A 15,696-nucleotide genomic window follows, 5' to 3' on the forward strand; every position below is an offset into this window, starting at 1 on the left:
TATTATGAAACTTATTGTCTACATATATGGACATTGAGGAATGCTACTTAGACAAAACTTGAATGATGTTTATCTCTTTGTTGTTGCTGTAGAGCATCAAGGATTTTCTGCCGCAGCTAAACAGCTCAATTTACCTAAATCAACTATTAGTAAGCGTGTTGCAATATTAGAAAATAAGTTGGGCTTAACGTTAATTCATCGTAGTTCACGTAGTTTTGTCTTAAGCGAATCAGGAAAACTGTTTTATCAACATGCCAAAAATGCAGTAGATGAGTTTCGTTATGCAGAAGAAAATCTATTAATACAACAACAAGAACCAAGTGGTGTAGTCAGGCTCAGTGCTTCTGTACCCATTGCTCAGTATCTTTTATCTGATTGTTTGCCTGAACTTGCAGAACACTATCCTAAGTTATTATTACAAGTAGAGGTAACTGATCGTTACGTTGATGTTATGAGCGAAAACTTTGATATTGTGATCCGTAGTCATTTTCAACCATTGCCGGATTCTGGATTAATTCAACGTGTGCTTAAAAATGATAAAATCATTGCTGTTGCAGCGCCTACCTACTTAATGAAATCGGCTCCTATACATACACCAGAAGATTTGCTTAAACATGAAGGTATATGGCCTGAATTGCAAATGAATCCATGGCATTTTCAAAATGTAAATGGTCAGAAAGAGATAGTACATCCAAACATCCGCTTTGTAGCAAATGAGTCGGAGATCTTAAAGGGGGCTGCAAAAAGGGGATTGGGTATTACGCTTTTACCTGAAACTTTCTGTATGAATGAACTATCTGAGGGTAGCTTAATTCGTGTTTTGCCAGATTGGTCTGCTGGTAGCGTAACGACAAGTTTATTGATGCTGACAAGACGAGGGCTTTTACCCAGTGTCAATATTACAGCTGACTTCTTGGTCGAGAAATTAAAAACTTAAAAGTTATTCTACTTTTTATGATTATAAAAAAACGCCTGATTATTCAGGCGTTTTTTATAAAGAACTTAATTAAGCTTGATTTGTAAAGTAATCTTCACTAAAGCCCATAATTAAGTCAGAACCAGCTTTAATTTTAGCAATACGCGCATCAATATCTGGCAAGATACGTTCAACAAAGTACTGAGCCAAAGCAAGTTTGTTTTGGTAGAAATCACCAGACTTATCTTTAGCAGCGGCAGCAATTTTCGCAAACATGTATGAGAAGCTGAGTAAACCCACTGCATGTAAATAATCAACCGCAGCTGAGTTAGGGAACTCTACATTCTCAGCAGCTTGCTCAATAATAAACTGAGTGATTGCTTCAATTTCAGTTGCAGCATCTAAAGTTGCATCTTTAATGAAGTTCAAATCAGTGTCTAAGTCATTTGCAAAGTCACGAATTTCAGTGATGTATTCAGCAATGAATGCACCGCCACATTTAATGGTTTTACGACCAATTAAATCTTGAGATTGAACACCGTTGGTTCCTTCGTAGATTTGAGCAATACGAAGGTCACGAATACATTGTTCCATACCCCATTCACGGATGTAACCGTGACCACCAAATACCATTTGAGCATCTAAAGTCGCTTGGAATGCTGTATCTGTGAGGTAAGCTTTTGCAATTGGAGTTAAAAGCGCAACACGGTCATTGGCTTTTTTTACTGCTGCTGCATCAGTTGAGAATTTAGTAATATCGAGTTGTTGACCTACATAGACAGCAAATGCACGAGAAGCTTCATTATTGGCACGTACATTTAACAACATACGACGTACATCACCATGCACTAAAATGCTGTCAGCAGGTTTATTTGGTGATTGAACACCAGCTGCACTGCGGCCTTGTAAACGGTCAGTCGCGTATTGAGCAGCATTTTGATAAGCAAATTCAGATGCACCTAAACCTTGAATACCCATTGATAAACGTTCGTAGTTCATCATCACGAACATTGCAGCAAGGCCTTCGTTTTCTTTACCAACGAGGTAACCTTTAGCTCCATCAAAGTTCATCACACAAGTTGCAGATGCCTTGATACCCATTTTATGTTCAATAGAACCTGGACCAACATGGTTACGGTCGCCTAAAGAACCATCTTCATTTACAAGGTATTTCGGTACGATAAATAACGAGATACCACGTGAACCAGCAGGGGCATCCGGAGTTTTAGCAAGTACCAAGTGAATGATGTTTTCTGCTAAATCGTTGTCACCGCCAGTAATGAAAATTTTAGTACCTGTAATGTTATAAGTACCGTCTTCATTACGTTCTGCTTTAGTTTTGATAATCCCTAAGTCAGTACCTGCATGTGGCTCGGTTAAGCACATGGTACCTGACCATTCACCTGAATAAATCTTAGGTAAATAAGTTTCTTTTTGTTCTTGAGATGCGTAGCTGCTTAAAGCCATACCTGCACCCACGGAAAGAAGGGGGTAAAGCATGAAAGATGGGTTAGTCGCAAATAACATTTCATCAGAAAGAACGGTGAGCATTTTTGGCATGCCTTGACCGCCCCATTCCTCATCGGCACCTAAGCCAATCCAACCACCTTCTGCATATTGACGAAATGCATCTTTAAAACCAGCTGGTGTGAATACTTCGCCGTTTTCATAGCGAGCGCCTTCTTCGTCACCGGTACGGTTTAATGGATGAGTCACGTTCTGAGCAAATTTAGCCATTTCTTCTAAAATTGCTTCAGCTGTTGCAGCATCTACATGAGCGAGTTTCTCATTAGACTGCCAAAATTGTTCTGCTTTAAATACATCATTTAAGATGAATTTCATATCAGCTAAAGGAGCATTGTAAATTGGCATAATCGTTCACCTTTTTTGTGCACATTGGCCTGTGCTAGATATCCTGTAAAACGAAATGGATATGGAATTTAAAGTGTAAATTTATCATTGATTTTATAAAAAAAGGACCGTCAAAACTGAGCAGTCCTTTTTTGTTTTTTAACATTGCATATCGCAACTAACTATGGTTAGAAAGCGAAATGTTCAGCGTCTAATGACATTAATGGATCTAGACCACCTGCGATCACATCTACGTGAGAACGTACACGTGGCAAGATTTTCTTGAAGTAGAAACGAGCAGTAGTTACTTTCGCATTGTAGAAGTCAACATCGGTTGTACCTTCTGCCAATTTCTCTTGTGCTACAAGCGCCATACGAGCCCATAGGTAAGCTAAAGTGATATAACCTGCGAAGTATAGGTAATCTACAGCAGCAGCACCGACTTCATCTGGGTTTTGCATCGCACGCATACCGATTTGCATAGTAAGATCGCCCCATTCTTTGTTAAGCGCCGCAAGCGGTTCAACAAATTCTTTCATAGCAGCGTTGTCTTTGTTTGCTTCTACGAATTTATGGATGATCTTAGTGAAGTCACGTAGCATTGCACCTTGAGTTTGCAATACTTTACGACCTAACAAATCAAGTGCTTGAATTTCAGTTGTACCTTCGTATAAGCAAGCAATACGTGTATCACGTACGATTTGCTCCATGCCATGCTCAGAAATAAAGCCATGACCACCGAAGACTTGTACACCGTGCTTAGCAGATTCAGAACCTGTTTCAGTTAAGAATGCTTTTGCAATTGGAGTTAATAAAGACAAGATGTTGTCAGCAAACTTACGCTCTTCTTCAGTTTCACCTTTTTCAACGATATCTGCGTATTGAGCAAGTAAGTAAACAAGAGCACGACCGCCTTCAGCAAACGCTTTTTGAGTTAAAAGCATGTTACGAACAGCAGGGTGAACGATAATAGGGTCTGCTTCTTTTTCTGGAGCTTTAGGACCAGAAAGTGAACGCATTGCTAAACGTTCTTTCGCGTAAGTCAACGCACCTTGGAAAGATGACTCAGACGCTGCTAAACCTTGAACAGCAGTACCAATACGTGCTGTGTTCATGAAGGTGAACATACAGTTCAAACCACGGTTTTCAGGCCCAATCAAGTAACCTTTAGCTTGGTCAAAGTTAATGACACAAGTTGCGTTACCATGAATACCCATTTTGTGTTCGATAGAACCACAACGTACCGCATTACGTTCGCCAATAGATCCATCTGCATTTACATTGAATTTAGGAACGATGAATAATGAGATACCTTTAGTACCTTTTGGTGCACCAGGTAGGCGAGCAAGAACGATATGGATAATGTTCTCAGCCATGTCATGTTCACCAGCAGAGATAAAGATTTTCTCGCCAGAGATTGCATAGCTACCATCAGCATTTGGTTCTGCTTTAGTACGGATAATACCCAAGTCTGAACCTGCATGAGACTCAGTTAAGCACATCGTACCTGTCCAAACACCTGAAACAAGGTTTGGTAAATAAGTATTTTTTTGTTCATCAGAACCGTGATGTTCTAACGTACGTACAGCTCCGTGAGACAAGCCTGGGTACATGCCCCATGCCCAGTTAGAGCTACCTACCATTTCAGAAATTGCGATACCTAAAGAGTTAGGTAAGGCCTGACCACCGTATTGTTCTTCTGCTGATAAAGACGGAAAGCCAAGTTCAATATATTTTTGATAAGCTTCTTTAAAACCTGTTGGAGTAGTGACTACGCCATCATTCCAAGTACAACCTTCACGGTCGCCAACTTGGTTTAGAGGAGAAAGTTCATTTTCACAGAAGTCCGCCGCAGCTTCTAAATATTGATCAACCAATTCACGGCTTACGTTACCTTGGAAATCAGGTAATTTTGCATAGTGTTCTTCAGCATTTAATAATTCATGCAAAACGAATTGCATATCACGTAAGGGCGCTTTGTATTGTGGCATATCGGGTTCCTCAATACTGGTGAAACCAGAGTTATAATCTTAATCTATGATAATGTGCCATGAGGCACCTTGGACTATTACATCGTGCAACAACTTGCATAACTGTACAAGCACCTCAGGACCTTTACTTTGTGACTGCAAAGTCAAGAAAAAAATGCTGAAACTATGTAAGTGCTTTGAGTTTAAATACTTTTGGTTATGTTTATATGATACAAATAGTCAAAATCGTAAACACTTATGTATAAACAAAAAGGCGCCTATAGGCGCCTTTTTGTTTCATAATTTTAGAATTATTTTGCTTGAACTGGTGCAGGAGCAGGGGCATTAACAGGTGGTTGAGGGCGTTTTGGTTCAAAACGCAGGTTACAAGTACCTTCAACTGTCTTATCCCCAATTTGAACACTTACGGGTTGTCCATTGGCCTTACCATCACATGCTTTTTGGATTTGTTCAAAGCGAGCTTGACGTTCTGCGCGGTGCTGTTCCCATGCAGCTTTTTGTTCTGGAGTAAATTCACGGTGCTTCATACGATGGTGACCCTCACGTGGGCCATCTTGCATCATTCCACGCTCTGGTTTAGGTGGTTGAGTTGTCGATTGACACGCAGCCAAACTTCCCATTGTTACAATTGCCGCACTGAATAATGCAATTTTTGCCGTCATTTTCATATTTAAAGCCCTTTAATGTTGTGTTTTCTGATGGCTTAAAGATTAGATAATAAAGATGTAGAAACAATGGAGAGTTTTTCTTTTCGTTGTTGGTTACAATGCAAAATATAGGGTAAAAATGAGAGAGTGCTTTTGAACGTTCTACGTGTTCCCATTGCATTACGGTTATTTTTGACAGTCTTGCTCACTACATTACTTATTGCGACTGCAAGCTTGAGCGTTTTGCACTGGACCATGCAAAAGAACTTTGCCAAATATGTAGCCGACGTTGAAATGCAGAAGCTTGACCGTCTCATTACCAATCTTGGTGATGTTTATACGGTATACCATGATTGGGGAAATGCGATTCAGGCACAGATTTTACAAATTGAAGGAACCGCAGCTCCCGATGACTACGATCGTCTTTCGCAGTGGTGGCTCCGTCGCCAATATGACATTGCCATACAGCAGCATTCTTTCGATGAACATGCCCTTATTAATATTTCACCGCAAGTTGCACCGACAAATAAAAATACTATTTTTAGTGATGAAGAGTTAAGAGCACTCGAGCAAAATTTACCTTCACAGTATCAACCTTTTGAAGGATTACGTTTCCCTTTAAGTGCAAACCAGTTTCGTCCAAGTGATGATAAAAATAAATCAAAGAAGGGAAGCTTAAAAGATATTGAAACCCAAAATGGGAAGAAACGTTTTATCGCTTTACCAGACCGTTTAGGATTGAGTTCGCGTCTATCTCTATATGATGCACAGCACCAGTTTGTGGTAGGTGAACCGCCTTCTTCAGATCAAATGTCATTTCGCCCGATTATTTTAAACAATAAAGTCGTGGGATATTTAGGTTTAAAGCCTGTTTTAGATAAAGAAGATGCTTTGAGTATTAATTTTTTTAGTAATCAAAAGCGTTATTTACTCTTAATCTATGCTTTAACCTTACTATCAAGTTTAGTTGCAGCACTGTTAATGGCGACTTATTTTAAAAAGCCAATTCAGCGTTTATTAAATGCAACCAATGAATTAACCAAAGGAAATTATCAACACCAAGTGGTCATTAAGCGAAATGATGAGCTAGGTGATTTATCAACCCAGTTGAACCATTTGGCAGAGATTTTACATCAGCATGAAGAGTCACGACGTCAATGGGTGGCAGATACTTCTCATGAATTAAAAACGCCTTTGGCTGTATTGCAAGCACAAATTGAAGCGATGCAAGACGGGATTCGAAAAGCAACTCCTGAACATTTAGATGCAATGATGCGTCAGGTTTCAAGCTTGAAAAAATTGACCCAAGACCTTGCAGACTTGGCGCAGGCAGATGCTCAGCAGCTTAAGTGTTATTTGAGCTCTGTAAATCCATGGGAAGTGGTACTACAAGAAGTTGAAAACTTTAAACCCAAACTTGAGCAGGCTGGTCTCGAAATTCAAGTTGAAGGAACAAGTTCTCCGCTATTATTAGACCGTGACCGTTTTAAACAGATTATTGTTAATTTAATTAGTAATAGTATTCGTTACACAGAAACAGGTGGCAAAATTCATATTCATACAAGTCAGAATCCTCAAGAGTGGACTTTGTATGTCGATGATAGTCCTTATGGTTTAAGTGATGAGCAGTTATCCCGTTTAGGTGAACGTTTCTATCGCGTAGATGATTCGCGTACGCGTAGTACAGGTGGAACAGGGCTGGGCTTAGCTTTGTCTTGTAAGATTGCGCAGGCGCTTGGTGGTACACTCAGTTTTGAACATTCACCATTAGGTGGTTTACGTTGTGTACTTACTTTTAAAAAGCAGAGTTAAATATAAAAGGAAAAATATCTCATGAAACATGTGATGTTGGTTGAAGATGAAGTCGAATTGGCGCATTTGGTGCGTGATTATCTTGAAGCTGCCGGTTTTGAAGTAAGTATGTTTCATGATGGTCAAGATGCCTATGCGAGTTTCCAGCAACGTAAACCAAATTTGATGATTCTGGACTTAATGGTTCCACGAATGGATGGTTTAACGATTTGCCGTAAAGTTCGTGAACAGTCAGATTTACCGATTATTATGGTCACTGCCCGTACCGAAGAAATTGACCGAGTATTAGGTCTTAACATGGGCGCTGATGATTACGTATGTAAACCATTTAGTCCAAAAGAGTTAGTTGCTCGTGTACAAGCTGTGCTACGCCGTTTAGAGCGTAAAGCAGAGCCTGAGCAAAATGATTCTTTCCGAATTGATAAAGCACAACAAAGAATTTGGTATCAACAAAAATCGTTGAGCTTAACGCCAACCGAATTTCGCTTACTTGAGCTATTTTTAGAGCATGTGGGGCAAGTTTATTCACGTGCACAATTATTGGATCATATTAATCCAGACAGCTTTGATGTTGCCGATCGTGTGATTGACAGCCATATCAAAAACTTGCGCCGAAAAATTAGTGAAGCAGCAGAAACTGGTAACCGTCATGAGTGGATTCAAGCAGTTTATGGTGTAGGTTATCGCTTCGAATATCCTGAGGAGTAAGTCTTCATAAAAGTTATTCTGTGGATAACCACAATGTTATCCACAGAAAATGTGGATAGTTTTAAAGATTTTATGGATAAATTATAATCTTGGTATGATTGGGTACTAATTGCCAAATTTCATCTATATCTACATTTCTAACCGCGATACATCCTAACGTCCAATCCTTATGGGGCATATAAGTCGAGCTAAAAGGCATCGAGAGTAATGATTTCGGAACAGATCCATGAATCATGATATCTCCTCCTGTTGGTTGATTATGTTGCTTGGCATAAGCAATATCTTTCGCATCGGGATAGGAAATATGCAAAGATTTATAGTAAGCACTTTGTGAGTTTCGCTAATCTATAGAATAAATCCCTTCAGGTGTTCTACCATCATTTTCAAAATGTTTATGTCCTTTGGGATTAAAGCCGAGACGAATCGGATATTGCCGAATCACGTCCTGATTACTCTTGAGCAGAAGTAGGCGTTGGTTTTTAAACACTTCAATTGAGGTAACAGGCTTGGTCTTGATTATTTCTTGGATCTCTTCATTTGAGAGGGCTTGATGGCTTGACGTAAAAGTCGGTAAATATTTTTCATAATTATAAAAAGCGATTCCCAGTGGAACTATAAGAAATGTACAAATAATGAGGGGTTTAATTTTCATATATTATTCTTTGATGTGTAAGAAACTCTCTTAAGCTAAGTGGCTTAAGAGAGTTTAGTTTTTTAATATTAAGATGAACAGCTCACTGCTACATCTGGAACATCACTTGGTAACGGACCTAAATCTTGTGGTTGTTCGAGTTCTGGTTGTCTTGTGTATGGCTGATTAAGTAGCTTAAACAAACGATCTACTTCACTAAAATCATCTCGTTCAGCTGCTTCAATAGCACGCTGCGCCATGTGATTACGCAAAATATAAACTGGATTTGCTTTTTGCATATTCGCATCCAGCTCATTAATATCTTGAAGTTCACGAATATTTTGATATTGGCTAAGAAACTCATCAAACTGTCGAATATCAAGACAATCATCTCGTAAAGCTTTATATTCTTTATTTTGAAGACGAATAAAACTTTGAGTGTAATCGAGTTGTTCAGTTTGTAAGATTCTTAAAAACGCAAAACTACAATCAAGGCTGTCTTTGTGGAAATGGGGAAGTCCCATTTTTTGACATAAACCTTGTCCATAGTGTTCTAAAAAGATTGGTTCAAATTGTTCTAAGCAACGTGCTAACTCTTCTTTGAACTTATCTTTTTGTTCAGGTTCAGCAAGTGGAATCAAGTTATTTAACCACGTCCATAAATTCCAATGGCCTATGCTTGGCTGATTTTGATAAGTATAACGGCCTTGATAATCTGAGTGGTTGTTGATCCAGTTGGGGCGGAATCGCTCCATAAAACCATATGGCCCAAAATCGAGTGTTGAACCAGTAATATTTAAGTTGTCGGTATTCATTACGCCATGAGCAAAGCCAACCAATTGCCATTTCGCAATCATAATTGCAGTACGTTCAACTACCTTTTTGGCAAAGGATAAAATTGGATTTTCAGTTTCTAAGCATTCTGGATAATGCCATTCAATACATTTTTGAGTGAATTCTGGTAGCAATTCAGGCGCATATTGATTAATCCATTCGAAGTGTCCTAAACGAATATGACATTCAGATGTTCTAAGTAGCATTGCGCCTAACTCTAGTTTTTCACGCTGTACACCTTGAGCCGAGGTTGTAAAACCGACTGCATGACTAGATGCGACGCCTAAAGCATTTAGAGCATGTCCTGCTAAATATTCACGGACCACAGAACGTAATACTGCTCGTCCATCTCCCATTCTTGAATAAGGCGTAGGACCTGCACCTTTGAGATGAAGGTCGATGGTTTGGCCCTTTGTATTCAGTATTTGTGCGATTAGTAAACCACGTCCATCGCCGAGTTGTCCTGCCCATTGTCCGAATTGGTGGCCAGCATAGACCATCGCAAGAGACGGAAATTCAGGGAATGTGCGCTGTCCACTACAGATCTCAACCCATGCATTTTTATCGTCTTCTGACCATTGCAGCTCATTAGCCAAAGCACTGTTAAAATGTCCTGCTTTTGCACCCCGTAAAGGTGATGGTTGCTGAACATGGAATAATTTAGACGGAAGTGAAGGGTAGAGCGGATTAAACTGCATAGGCTTAGCAAAATAGAGAGAGCGGATTTCACTATAACACAGTTAAAAAGCAGGCATAAAAATAGCTCCCGAAAGAGCTATTTTAGATCAGAATTTATTTTAGTCTGACACCACATTGGTATTCTTTTTAACACTACGCATAAGTGTTTCTAAGCATTCGCGGTGATGACTTAAACGGTGTTCAAGCAATTGGAAATCAACTTTAAGCTTATGATCCATTCTATGAATCTTTTCAGCCATTGCTGCTTTTTTAGCTTGTAACTCTTGTTCTTTAAGTTTTGCCCAATCATTTAATGTATGTGTAAATGCTTCGTACTCTTGTGCAATACGTTGCTTCATTTGAGTAATGTCTGCATTTACATCATGACCATAAATAGCGAGGTCTTGTTCAGCGTATTTAAATTTCATCGCCAGTTCTGCTTTTTTAATATTAAAGCTTGGAATACGACGTAAATTTTTAGCTAAACCAATTTTAGAACATGACCAGATCAACCATTTTGTTGGGTCATATTGCCACCATTTCACACCATTACGATAGTCGTATTGGAAGATATGGTGATAGTTGTGGTAACCCTCGCCCCAAGTGGCAATAGCTAACCAGAAATTATCACGTGCTGAGTTTTCGTCTGTATAAGGACGTTTACCAAACATATGGCAAAGCGAGTTAATAAAGAATGTAACTTGATGGCTAATGATTAAACGTAAGAGACCACCTAGAAGGACTATACCCCATAGGTCGCCAGTTGCCCAACCGATTAAACCTAAAATACCAACATGAACTGCAACTACAAGTAGCGCGTAATATTTATGCTGGAACATGACCAATTTATCATTGAGTAGGTCTGGTGCATTTTTAAAGTCTGGCTCAGATGGTGAATGATCGCGGATCATCCAACCCATATGGGCATACCAAAAACCACGCTCAATTGAATACGGATCTTCATCAACATCATCAACATGTCGATGGTGAGTACGGTGACCAGATGCCCAGAACAAAATACTATTTTGTACGGCAAATGTTCCACCGATCATTAAAAGAATTTTAAGCGGTAACGACGCTTCATAAGCTCGGTGAGCCCAAAGGCGATGGTAACCAGCAGTAATCCCCATACTACTTAGAGCTAAAAGAAAAAATAAGCTTACCCATGCGCTTACACTAAAATCATAAAAATACGCATAAATCGGGATTATGATTGCGGCAAGAATTGGTAAACCAATTAAGGTAATGCTAGCGGTCCAGTTAATTGGGGCTTTGAGTGGGGCGGAAGTCATATCCGGCAGCGCTCCTAGAATCCTTGTGAAACAAGGTACAAAGACAAAACGACATAGCAAAACCAATCATCAAGATATATTGCTATTCTATCCTTCATATTAGCACGTGCTTAGTGAGAATCACTAGCATTATTGTACAGATGTATTGAAAGAACCGTAACAGAATTAAACTATGTCAAAGAGTTTTTCAAGCAGGAGAAGTTGTTTAATGAACGTACAACGATTGAAAAAAAAGAACAGCATTGATATTTCAAGAAAATTATCATTGAAGTGTGTCTTAGTCACAGTCAGTCTTGTATTAGCCGCATGTCAAAGTGCACCCGAACAAACTACGAAAAAAGTTCAAACAAAAAGAACAGTACACCAGACTCAAGCACCTGTTGTAAAAAAGAGAGTGAGTCCAGATGGCATTCAAGATATTGATTGGCAGATCACTCAGATCAGTGGTCATAAGGCAAAATTCTTTAACCAATGGCCCACTCTTTCACTGAACTCAGCAGTCAAAACAGTATCGGGACATACTGGCTGTAATGCTGTTTTTGGCCGTTATACATTTAATTTCAGTCAGCAAAAACTTGATATGCAAGTAAATGCAGGCCATTCAAGCTGTGATGGTGCTTTGGCTCAAGAAGCAGAGCTGGTAGATGCTTTGCAACGTATTCAACGCTTCCAACTCGTAGGTAATACGCTATATCTACTTGACCAGAGTGGTCAGCGCCTCATTCAGGCACAAAAGAAATAAAAGGTGGTTTTTACCACCTTTTTTATATTTATAGGGCTTCTAACATCGTGGTTGGAATATCTGTAATTAAGCCCTGAATCTCTAAATCACGCAGTCTTTTTGCTCTTTCTACATCATTGACTGTCCACACACTAATGTTCAAACCAGCTTGATGTGATAGTTGGATCATTTCATCTGTCGCCAGCTGCTCGTGCCAACCAATATGACCGCACCCATATTGATGCGCGAGTTCAATTGCTGTTGCCCCAATAGGAAGTTCAACTAACAATCCACGTTTAAATTGAGAGTTGATATCGCGTAAGGCTGTTAAAATTTGAAGATCAAAACTTGTGATGGTGACGACTTTCTCAAAACCATGTAATTCCGTCTCGAGTTTTTGAACGAGCTTTTCGGCCAATGCCATATCTCTTACAGCTTTAACTTCAACTTCAATATGATCGAAATTATCAAGTAAGTTTAAAACACCTGTAAGGGTCGGTGTTGGTTCAGAAGTTGGCCAATTGGGCCAGCCTTGCCGATGATCGAATGACAACGCTTGAGCCAAAGTCGATTGCTCTACAATTTGATCGACTCCAGCTGTACGCAAAAAATTGTCATCATGAATAACAACTAACTCTTGGTCTTGAAGCTGACGAATATCGAATTCGACACCACGAATACCTAAATTTTTTATGTGCTGAAACCCACCAAGTGTATTTTCAGGAGCTTCTCGGCGTGCACCACGATGACCAATAATGCGCATAATTTTCTTCTATGAAATATTTTGACTATGGTCTCTTTAAAAAGAGCAGAGACCATGTTTAATCTAATCTATTTTTAAATAATCTCATTAATATTTTTTTGCCAAAGTACTTCTTGGCCACCTTCAGCACGCTGTAAAGCGCGTGATGCGACAAATAACCAGTCAGATAGACGGTTTAAAAGTTGGAGTGCTGTAGCTTGAATATTTTGATCACGAGTCTGTACTGACATGAGCGATCGTTCTGCACGGCGGCAAACGGCACGGGCTTGATGAGCATAACTACAAGATAAAGAACCAGACGGTAGGATAAACTCTTTAAGCATCGGTAAGTCTTCATTCATACGGTCAATTTCTTTTTCAAGAAATTCAATACAAACCGGCTGGAGTAGATTGTAATTTGGAATACAAACCTCTCCACCTAAATCAAAAAGCCAATGTTGAATCAGACTTAAGCTTTTATCCCAATCAGCCTTATCATTTACTTGGCTATCTGTGATTTGAGCACGAAGTACCCCAATAATGGCGTTGAGTTCATCAACATCACCAAGTGCTGTAATTCGTAAATCATCCTTGGCAACACGAGAACCATCGCCTAAACCTGTTGTACCTGAGTCGCCTGTGCGTGTATAGATTTTGCTTAAACGGTGTCCCATGATGGATATCCTGAACATAAAAAAGGGATAATGTCGGTCAGAACATTACCCCGAAACTGGAGTTAAGAAAATATTTTTATAGTTGGCGTGAGAAATTAATAACGGAAAGTGACCCCAACAGAAGCTTGACGGCCTGTATTAACATACCAGTCATTTGAAGGATAAGTATTTAATACTTCACGATACTGAACATCACCTACGTTTTGAATATTGGTAAATACTTTCACGTTAGGAATAATATTCCAGTAAGCATTTAAGTCCACAGTCGCGTAACCAGGCACTCGCATAGAATTGGCTGAGTCTGCATAAGATTTCGCTCTAGCAATTAATGAAGCACTAATTCCATATACTGCATTTTCTAAACCTGTGCTTATAGTGAGAGTCTGGCGAGGACGGTAGGCAATTTCTGTATTATCTTTTTCATTTTCTGTTTTTACGTAAGCATATTCAGTGGACAAGAATAGATCATCCTGACGCCACTTAATTCCAGCTTCACCACCTGTAAAGTTTGCTTTAGCTATATTTGTATTAGTACCAGCATTGTAGGCGATAAGATCTTTAATTTTTGTATGATAAACAGAAAAATTAGTACTCACATTTGATGTAAGATCGTAGTTCATACCCATTTCATAAGAAGTACTTTCTTCTGGGGCTAAGTTCTCATTGCCTCCCCATTGAGAATATAGTTCATTTAAGGTCGGAGCTCTGAAAGCACTGCCGATATTTGCATATACACTAGCATTAGGTAAGAAATGATAGCGTATAGCACCTTGTCCAACAGTATGAGTACCAAAGCGTTGGTTGTCTTCTAAACGAACACCGATTTGGGTGTCAAAAAGATCATTTTTGAGTTGATGCTGTAAATAATACCCTGTGCTATTTACACTTTTATCTGAGTTAAGAATGGTATTACTTTTATAATTTGCATCGTTATAGGTAGCACCAACTAAAATATTTTGGTTTGGAGTGAATTTCCATTTCAGGTTTAAATCACTCTCATTATTTTCAGTATTGTAATATGAGCCATAAGCAGGAACATTTTGTTTATCCTGAACATTTGCATAGTGTGCATTAATGATGAGATCAGGTAAAATATTATAAGCAACTTTAGTGTTAATAACTCGATTTTCGAACTGACGTTGTGCTGTATTGGTTATGTAGTCATTACTAAAAACGTTAGTGCCTTTATTTTCACTAATTGAAGCAGAAGCATCTATTAAGTTTTCTTGGAAGAAACCTATTTTAGCGTGATAGCCTTTTTGATCATAACCGGCTTTTTCATTTTCTGGCTGGCTTTCAAAAATACGTGTTCCATCACTTTCTAAGCGTTGCCCACCTACTTGTGCATAGAACCCTTGGTCAGTCACGAGATTGGCATTAACAATAGTCTTATAAGTATTATTTTCACCATAAATACCAGTTAGCTCAGCTCCTGTTTTCTCTGGTTTTTTAGAAATTAACTGGACGACACCACCAATCGCATCACTACCATATTGAACAGATGCCGGCCCTTTTAAAATTTCGATTTGTTGAACATCTGTTGTATCTAAAAATGCCGGATATAATGGACCAAGCTCATTTTGACTATTTAAACGAGCGCCATCTTTAAGAACTAATGTATGAACTGATTTAGTGCCGCGAAGTGAAATTTCAGAAATCTGACCTAGACCACCGCTTTGTTTTATATAAACAGAAGGATCGCGTTGAATAATATCTGAAACGTTTAGTAATGGATTCTGTTCAATTGTTTTTTCATCAATTACTGAAATACGCGCCGGAACCTCACTAGCTTTTTCAGCACTTTTTGAAGCAGTCACTACAATTGGATCAAGCTGAGTTACATTCGTTGTATCTTCAGCAAAAATAACAGGTGAAAACCCCATCGCAATAGCGATAGCCCCTACCAGACGAGTAGGTTGAAAAGACTTAGACATAACATGCTCCATACATTCACCCCACGTGAATGATCGGGTAGATAGATGAAACAAGTAGGTCTCCGGACTTCAGCGCCATATTTAATTTATGGACATATTCACCTTCCCACATCACTGCAGTGGTGTAAGTCGAGAACGACTTAAAAAATATGCTTTACATTGTTACCGTTGCGGGGGCAGTGCCGGACTTTCACCAGCTTCCCTAAAGCATGAATTGCTTACACTTGCTTCCAATTTTACGCAGTATAAAGTGGCGATTTACTTC

12 protein-coding genes, 1 pseudogene and 1 riboswitch are annotated in these 15,696 nt (G+C 39.1%); of the genes and pseudogenes, 4 read left to right on the forward strand and 9 right to left on the reverse strand.

The window, feature by feature from the left end:
* Positions 1–58: 58 nt before the first annotated feature.
* A complete protein-coding gene (locus ACTJJG_RS07155; RefSeq protein WP_081318461.1) occupies positions 59–937 on the forward strand; it encodes a LysR substrate-binding domain-containing protein in 879 nt (292 codons plus the stop codon).
* A gap of 69 nt (positions 938–1,006) precedes the next feature.
* Here the strand turns inward: ACTJJG_RS07155 and ACTJJG_RS07160 are convergent, their stop codons facing one another.
* The 3 genes from ACTJJG_RS07160 to ACTJJG_RS07170 all read right to left on the reverse strand — a co-directional run bounded on the left by ACTJJG_RS07160 (position 1,007) and on the right by ACTJJG_RS07170 (position 5,426).
* A complete protein-coding gene (locus tag ACTJJG_RS07160) occupies positions 1,007–2,788 on the reverse strand; it encodes an acyl-CoA dehydrogenase C-terminal domain-containing protein (protein WP_002116088.1) in 1,782 nt (593 codons plus the stop codon).
* A gap of 167 nt (positions 2,789–2,955) precedes the next feature.
* Positions 2,956–4,758, reverse strand: coding sequence for an acyl-CoA dehydrogenase C-terminal domain-containing protein (locus ACTJJG_RS07165; protein WP_005804712.1), 1,803 nt, complete (start codon positions 4,756–4,758; stop codon positions 2,956–2,958).
* A gap of 290 nt (positions 4,759–5,048) precedes the next feature.
* Entirely contained in the window at positions 5,049–5,426 is a 378-nt protein-coding gene (locus ACTJJG_RS07170; protein ID WP_069119222.1) for a hypothetical protein, read from the reverse strand.
* Positions 5,427–5,558: 132 nt separating this feature from the next.
* Between ACTJJG_RS07170 and baeS the strand changes: the two genes are divergently transcribed.
* Together baeS and ACTJJG_RS07180 are read left to right on the forward strand one after the other, a co-directional pair.
* The gene (gene baeS / locus ACTJJG_RS07175) at positions 5,559–7,217 is read left to right on the forward strand and encodes a sensor histidine kinase efflux regulator BaeS (RefSeq protein ID WP_032005542.1); all 1,659 of its coding nucleotides are present in this window, start codon (positions 5,559–5,561) and stop codon (positions 7,215–7,217) included.
* 21 nt (positions 7,218–7,238) lie between these two features.
* On the forward strand, positions 7,239–7,925 hold the full coding sequence (locus ACTJJG_RS07180) for a response regulator (RefSeq protein ID WP_002116101.1): 687 nt from the start codon (positions 7,239–7,241) through the stop codon (positions 7,923–7,925).
* A gap of 70 nt (positions 7,926–7,995) precedes the next feature.
* On the opposite strand, the pseudogene ACTJJG_RS07185 reads toward ACTJJG_RS07180, so the two are convergent.
* The 3 genes and pseudogenes from ACTJJG_RS07185 to ACTJJG_RS07195 form a co-directional block, all read right to left on the reverse strand.
* Positions 7,996–8,577 (reverse strand): annotated as a pseudogene (locus ACTJJG_RS07185) (L,D-transpeptidase family protein).
* A gap of 68 nt (positions 8,578–8,645) precedes the next feature.
* Entirely contained in the window at positions 8,646–10,088 is a 1,443-nt protein-coding gene (locus tag ACTJJG_RS07190) for a protein adenylyltransferase SelO (RefSeq protein ID WP_032056710.1), read from the reverse strand.
* Between the two features lie 99 nt (positions 10,089–10,187).
* Positions 10,188–11,360 (reverse strand): acyl-CoA desaturase, encoded by a 1,173-nt coding sequence (locus ACTJJG_RS07195; protein WP_372552712.1) that lies wholly within the window; start codon positions 11,358–11,360, stop codon positions 10,188–10,190.
* A gap of 208 nt (positions 11,361–11,568) precedes the next feature.
* Between ACTJJG_RS07195 and ACTJJG_RS07200 the strand changes: the two genes are divergently transcribed.
* A complete protein-coding gene (locus ACTJJG_RS07200; protein ID WP_032056709.1) occupies positions 11,569–12,102 on the forward strand; it encodes an META domain-containing protein in 534 nt (177 codons plus the stop codon).
* A 28-nt stretch (positions 12,103–12,130) separates the two neighbouring features.
* Here the strand turns inward: ACTJJG_RS07200 and ACTJJG_RS07205 are convergent, their stop codons facing one another.
* The 3 genes from ACTJJG_RS07205 to ACTJJG_RS07215 form a co-directional block, all read right to left on the reverse strand.
* The gene (locus ACTJJG_RS07205) at positions 12,131–12,844 is read right to left on the reverse strand and encodes a glycerophosphodiester phosphodiesterase (protein WP_372552713.1); all 714 of its coding nucleotides are present in this window, start codon (positions 12,842–12,844) and stop codon (positions 12,131–12,133) included.
* A gap of 74 nt (positions 12,845–12,918) precedes the next feature.
* Positions 12,919–13,497 (reverse strand): cob(I)yrinic acid a,c-diamide adenosyltransferase, encoded by a 579-nt coding sequence (locus ACTJJG_RS07210; protein ID WP_032056707.1) that lies wholly within the window; start codon positions 13,495–13,497, stop codon positions 12,919–12,921.
* A 95-nt stretch (positions 13,498–13,592) separates the two neighbouring features.
* The gene (locus ACTJJG_RS07215; RefSeq protein ID WP_080776812.1) at positions 13,593–15,443 is read right to left on the reverse strand and encodes a TonB-dependent receptor plug domain-containing protein; all 1,851 of its coding nucleotides are present in this window, start codon (positions 15,441–15,443) and stop codon (positions 13,593–13,595) included.
* Positions 15,444–15,467: 24 nt separating this feature from the next.
* Positions 15,468–15,674: riboswitch (cobalamin riboswitch) on the reverse strand.
* Between the last annotated feature and the right edge of the window lie 22 nt (positions 15,675–15,696).

The sequence above is a fragment of the Acinetobacter sp. 22512 genome, assembly GCF_052044755.1.
GTDB lineage: Bacteria > Pseudomonadota > Gammaproteobacteria > Pseudomonadales > Moraxellaceae > Acinetobacter > Acinetobacter pittii.

Coding starts and splice junctions, on each gene's coding strand:
- ACTJJG_RS07160 (WP_002116088.1), bottom strand. CDS start 2,788: ATGCCAATTTACAATGCTCCTTTAGCTGATATGAAATTCATCTTAAAT.
- ACTJJG_RS07165 (WP_005804712.1), bottom strand. CDS start 4,758: ATGCCACAATACAAAGCGCCCTTACGTGATATGCAATTCGTTTTGCAT.
- ACTJJG_RS07170 (WP_069119222.1), bottom strand. CDS start 5,426: ATGAAAATGACGGCAAAAATTGCATTATTCAGTGCGGCAATTGTAACA.
- ACTJJG_RS07180 (WP_002116101.1), top strand. CDS start 7,239: ATGAAACATGTGATGTTGGTTGAAGATGAAGTCGAATTGGCGCATTTG.
- ACTJJG_RS07190 (WP_032056710.1), bottom strand. CDS start 10,088: ATGCAGTTTAATCCGCTCTACCCTTCACTTCCGTCTAAATTATTCCAT.
- ACTJJG_RS07195 (WP_372552712.1), bottom strand. CDS start 11,360: ATGACTTCCGCCCCACTCAAAGCCCCAATTAACTGGACCGCTAGCATT.
- ACTJJG_RS07200 (WP_032056709.1), top strand. CDS start 11,569: ATGAACGTACAACGATTGAAAAAAAAGAACAGCATTGATATTTCAAGA.
- ACTJJG_RS07205 (WP_372552713.1), bottom strand. CDS start 12,844: ATGCGCATTATTGGTCATCGTGGTGCACGCCGAGAAGCTCCTGAAAAT.
- ACTJJG_RS07210 (WP_032056707.1), bottom strand. CDS start 13,497: ATGGGACACCGTTTAAGCAAAATCTATACACGCACAGGCGACTCAGGT.
- ACTJJG_RS07215 (WP_080776812.1), bottom strand. CDS start 15,443: ATGGAGCATGTTATGTCTAAGTCTTTTCAACCTACTCGTCTGGTAGGG.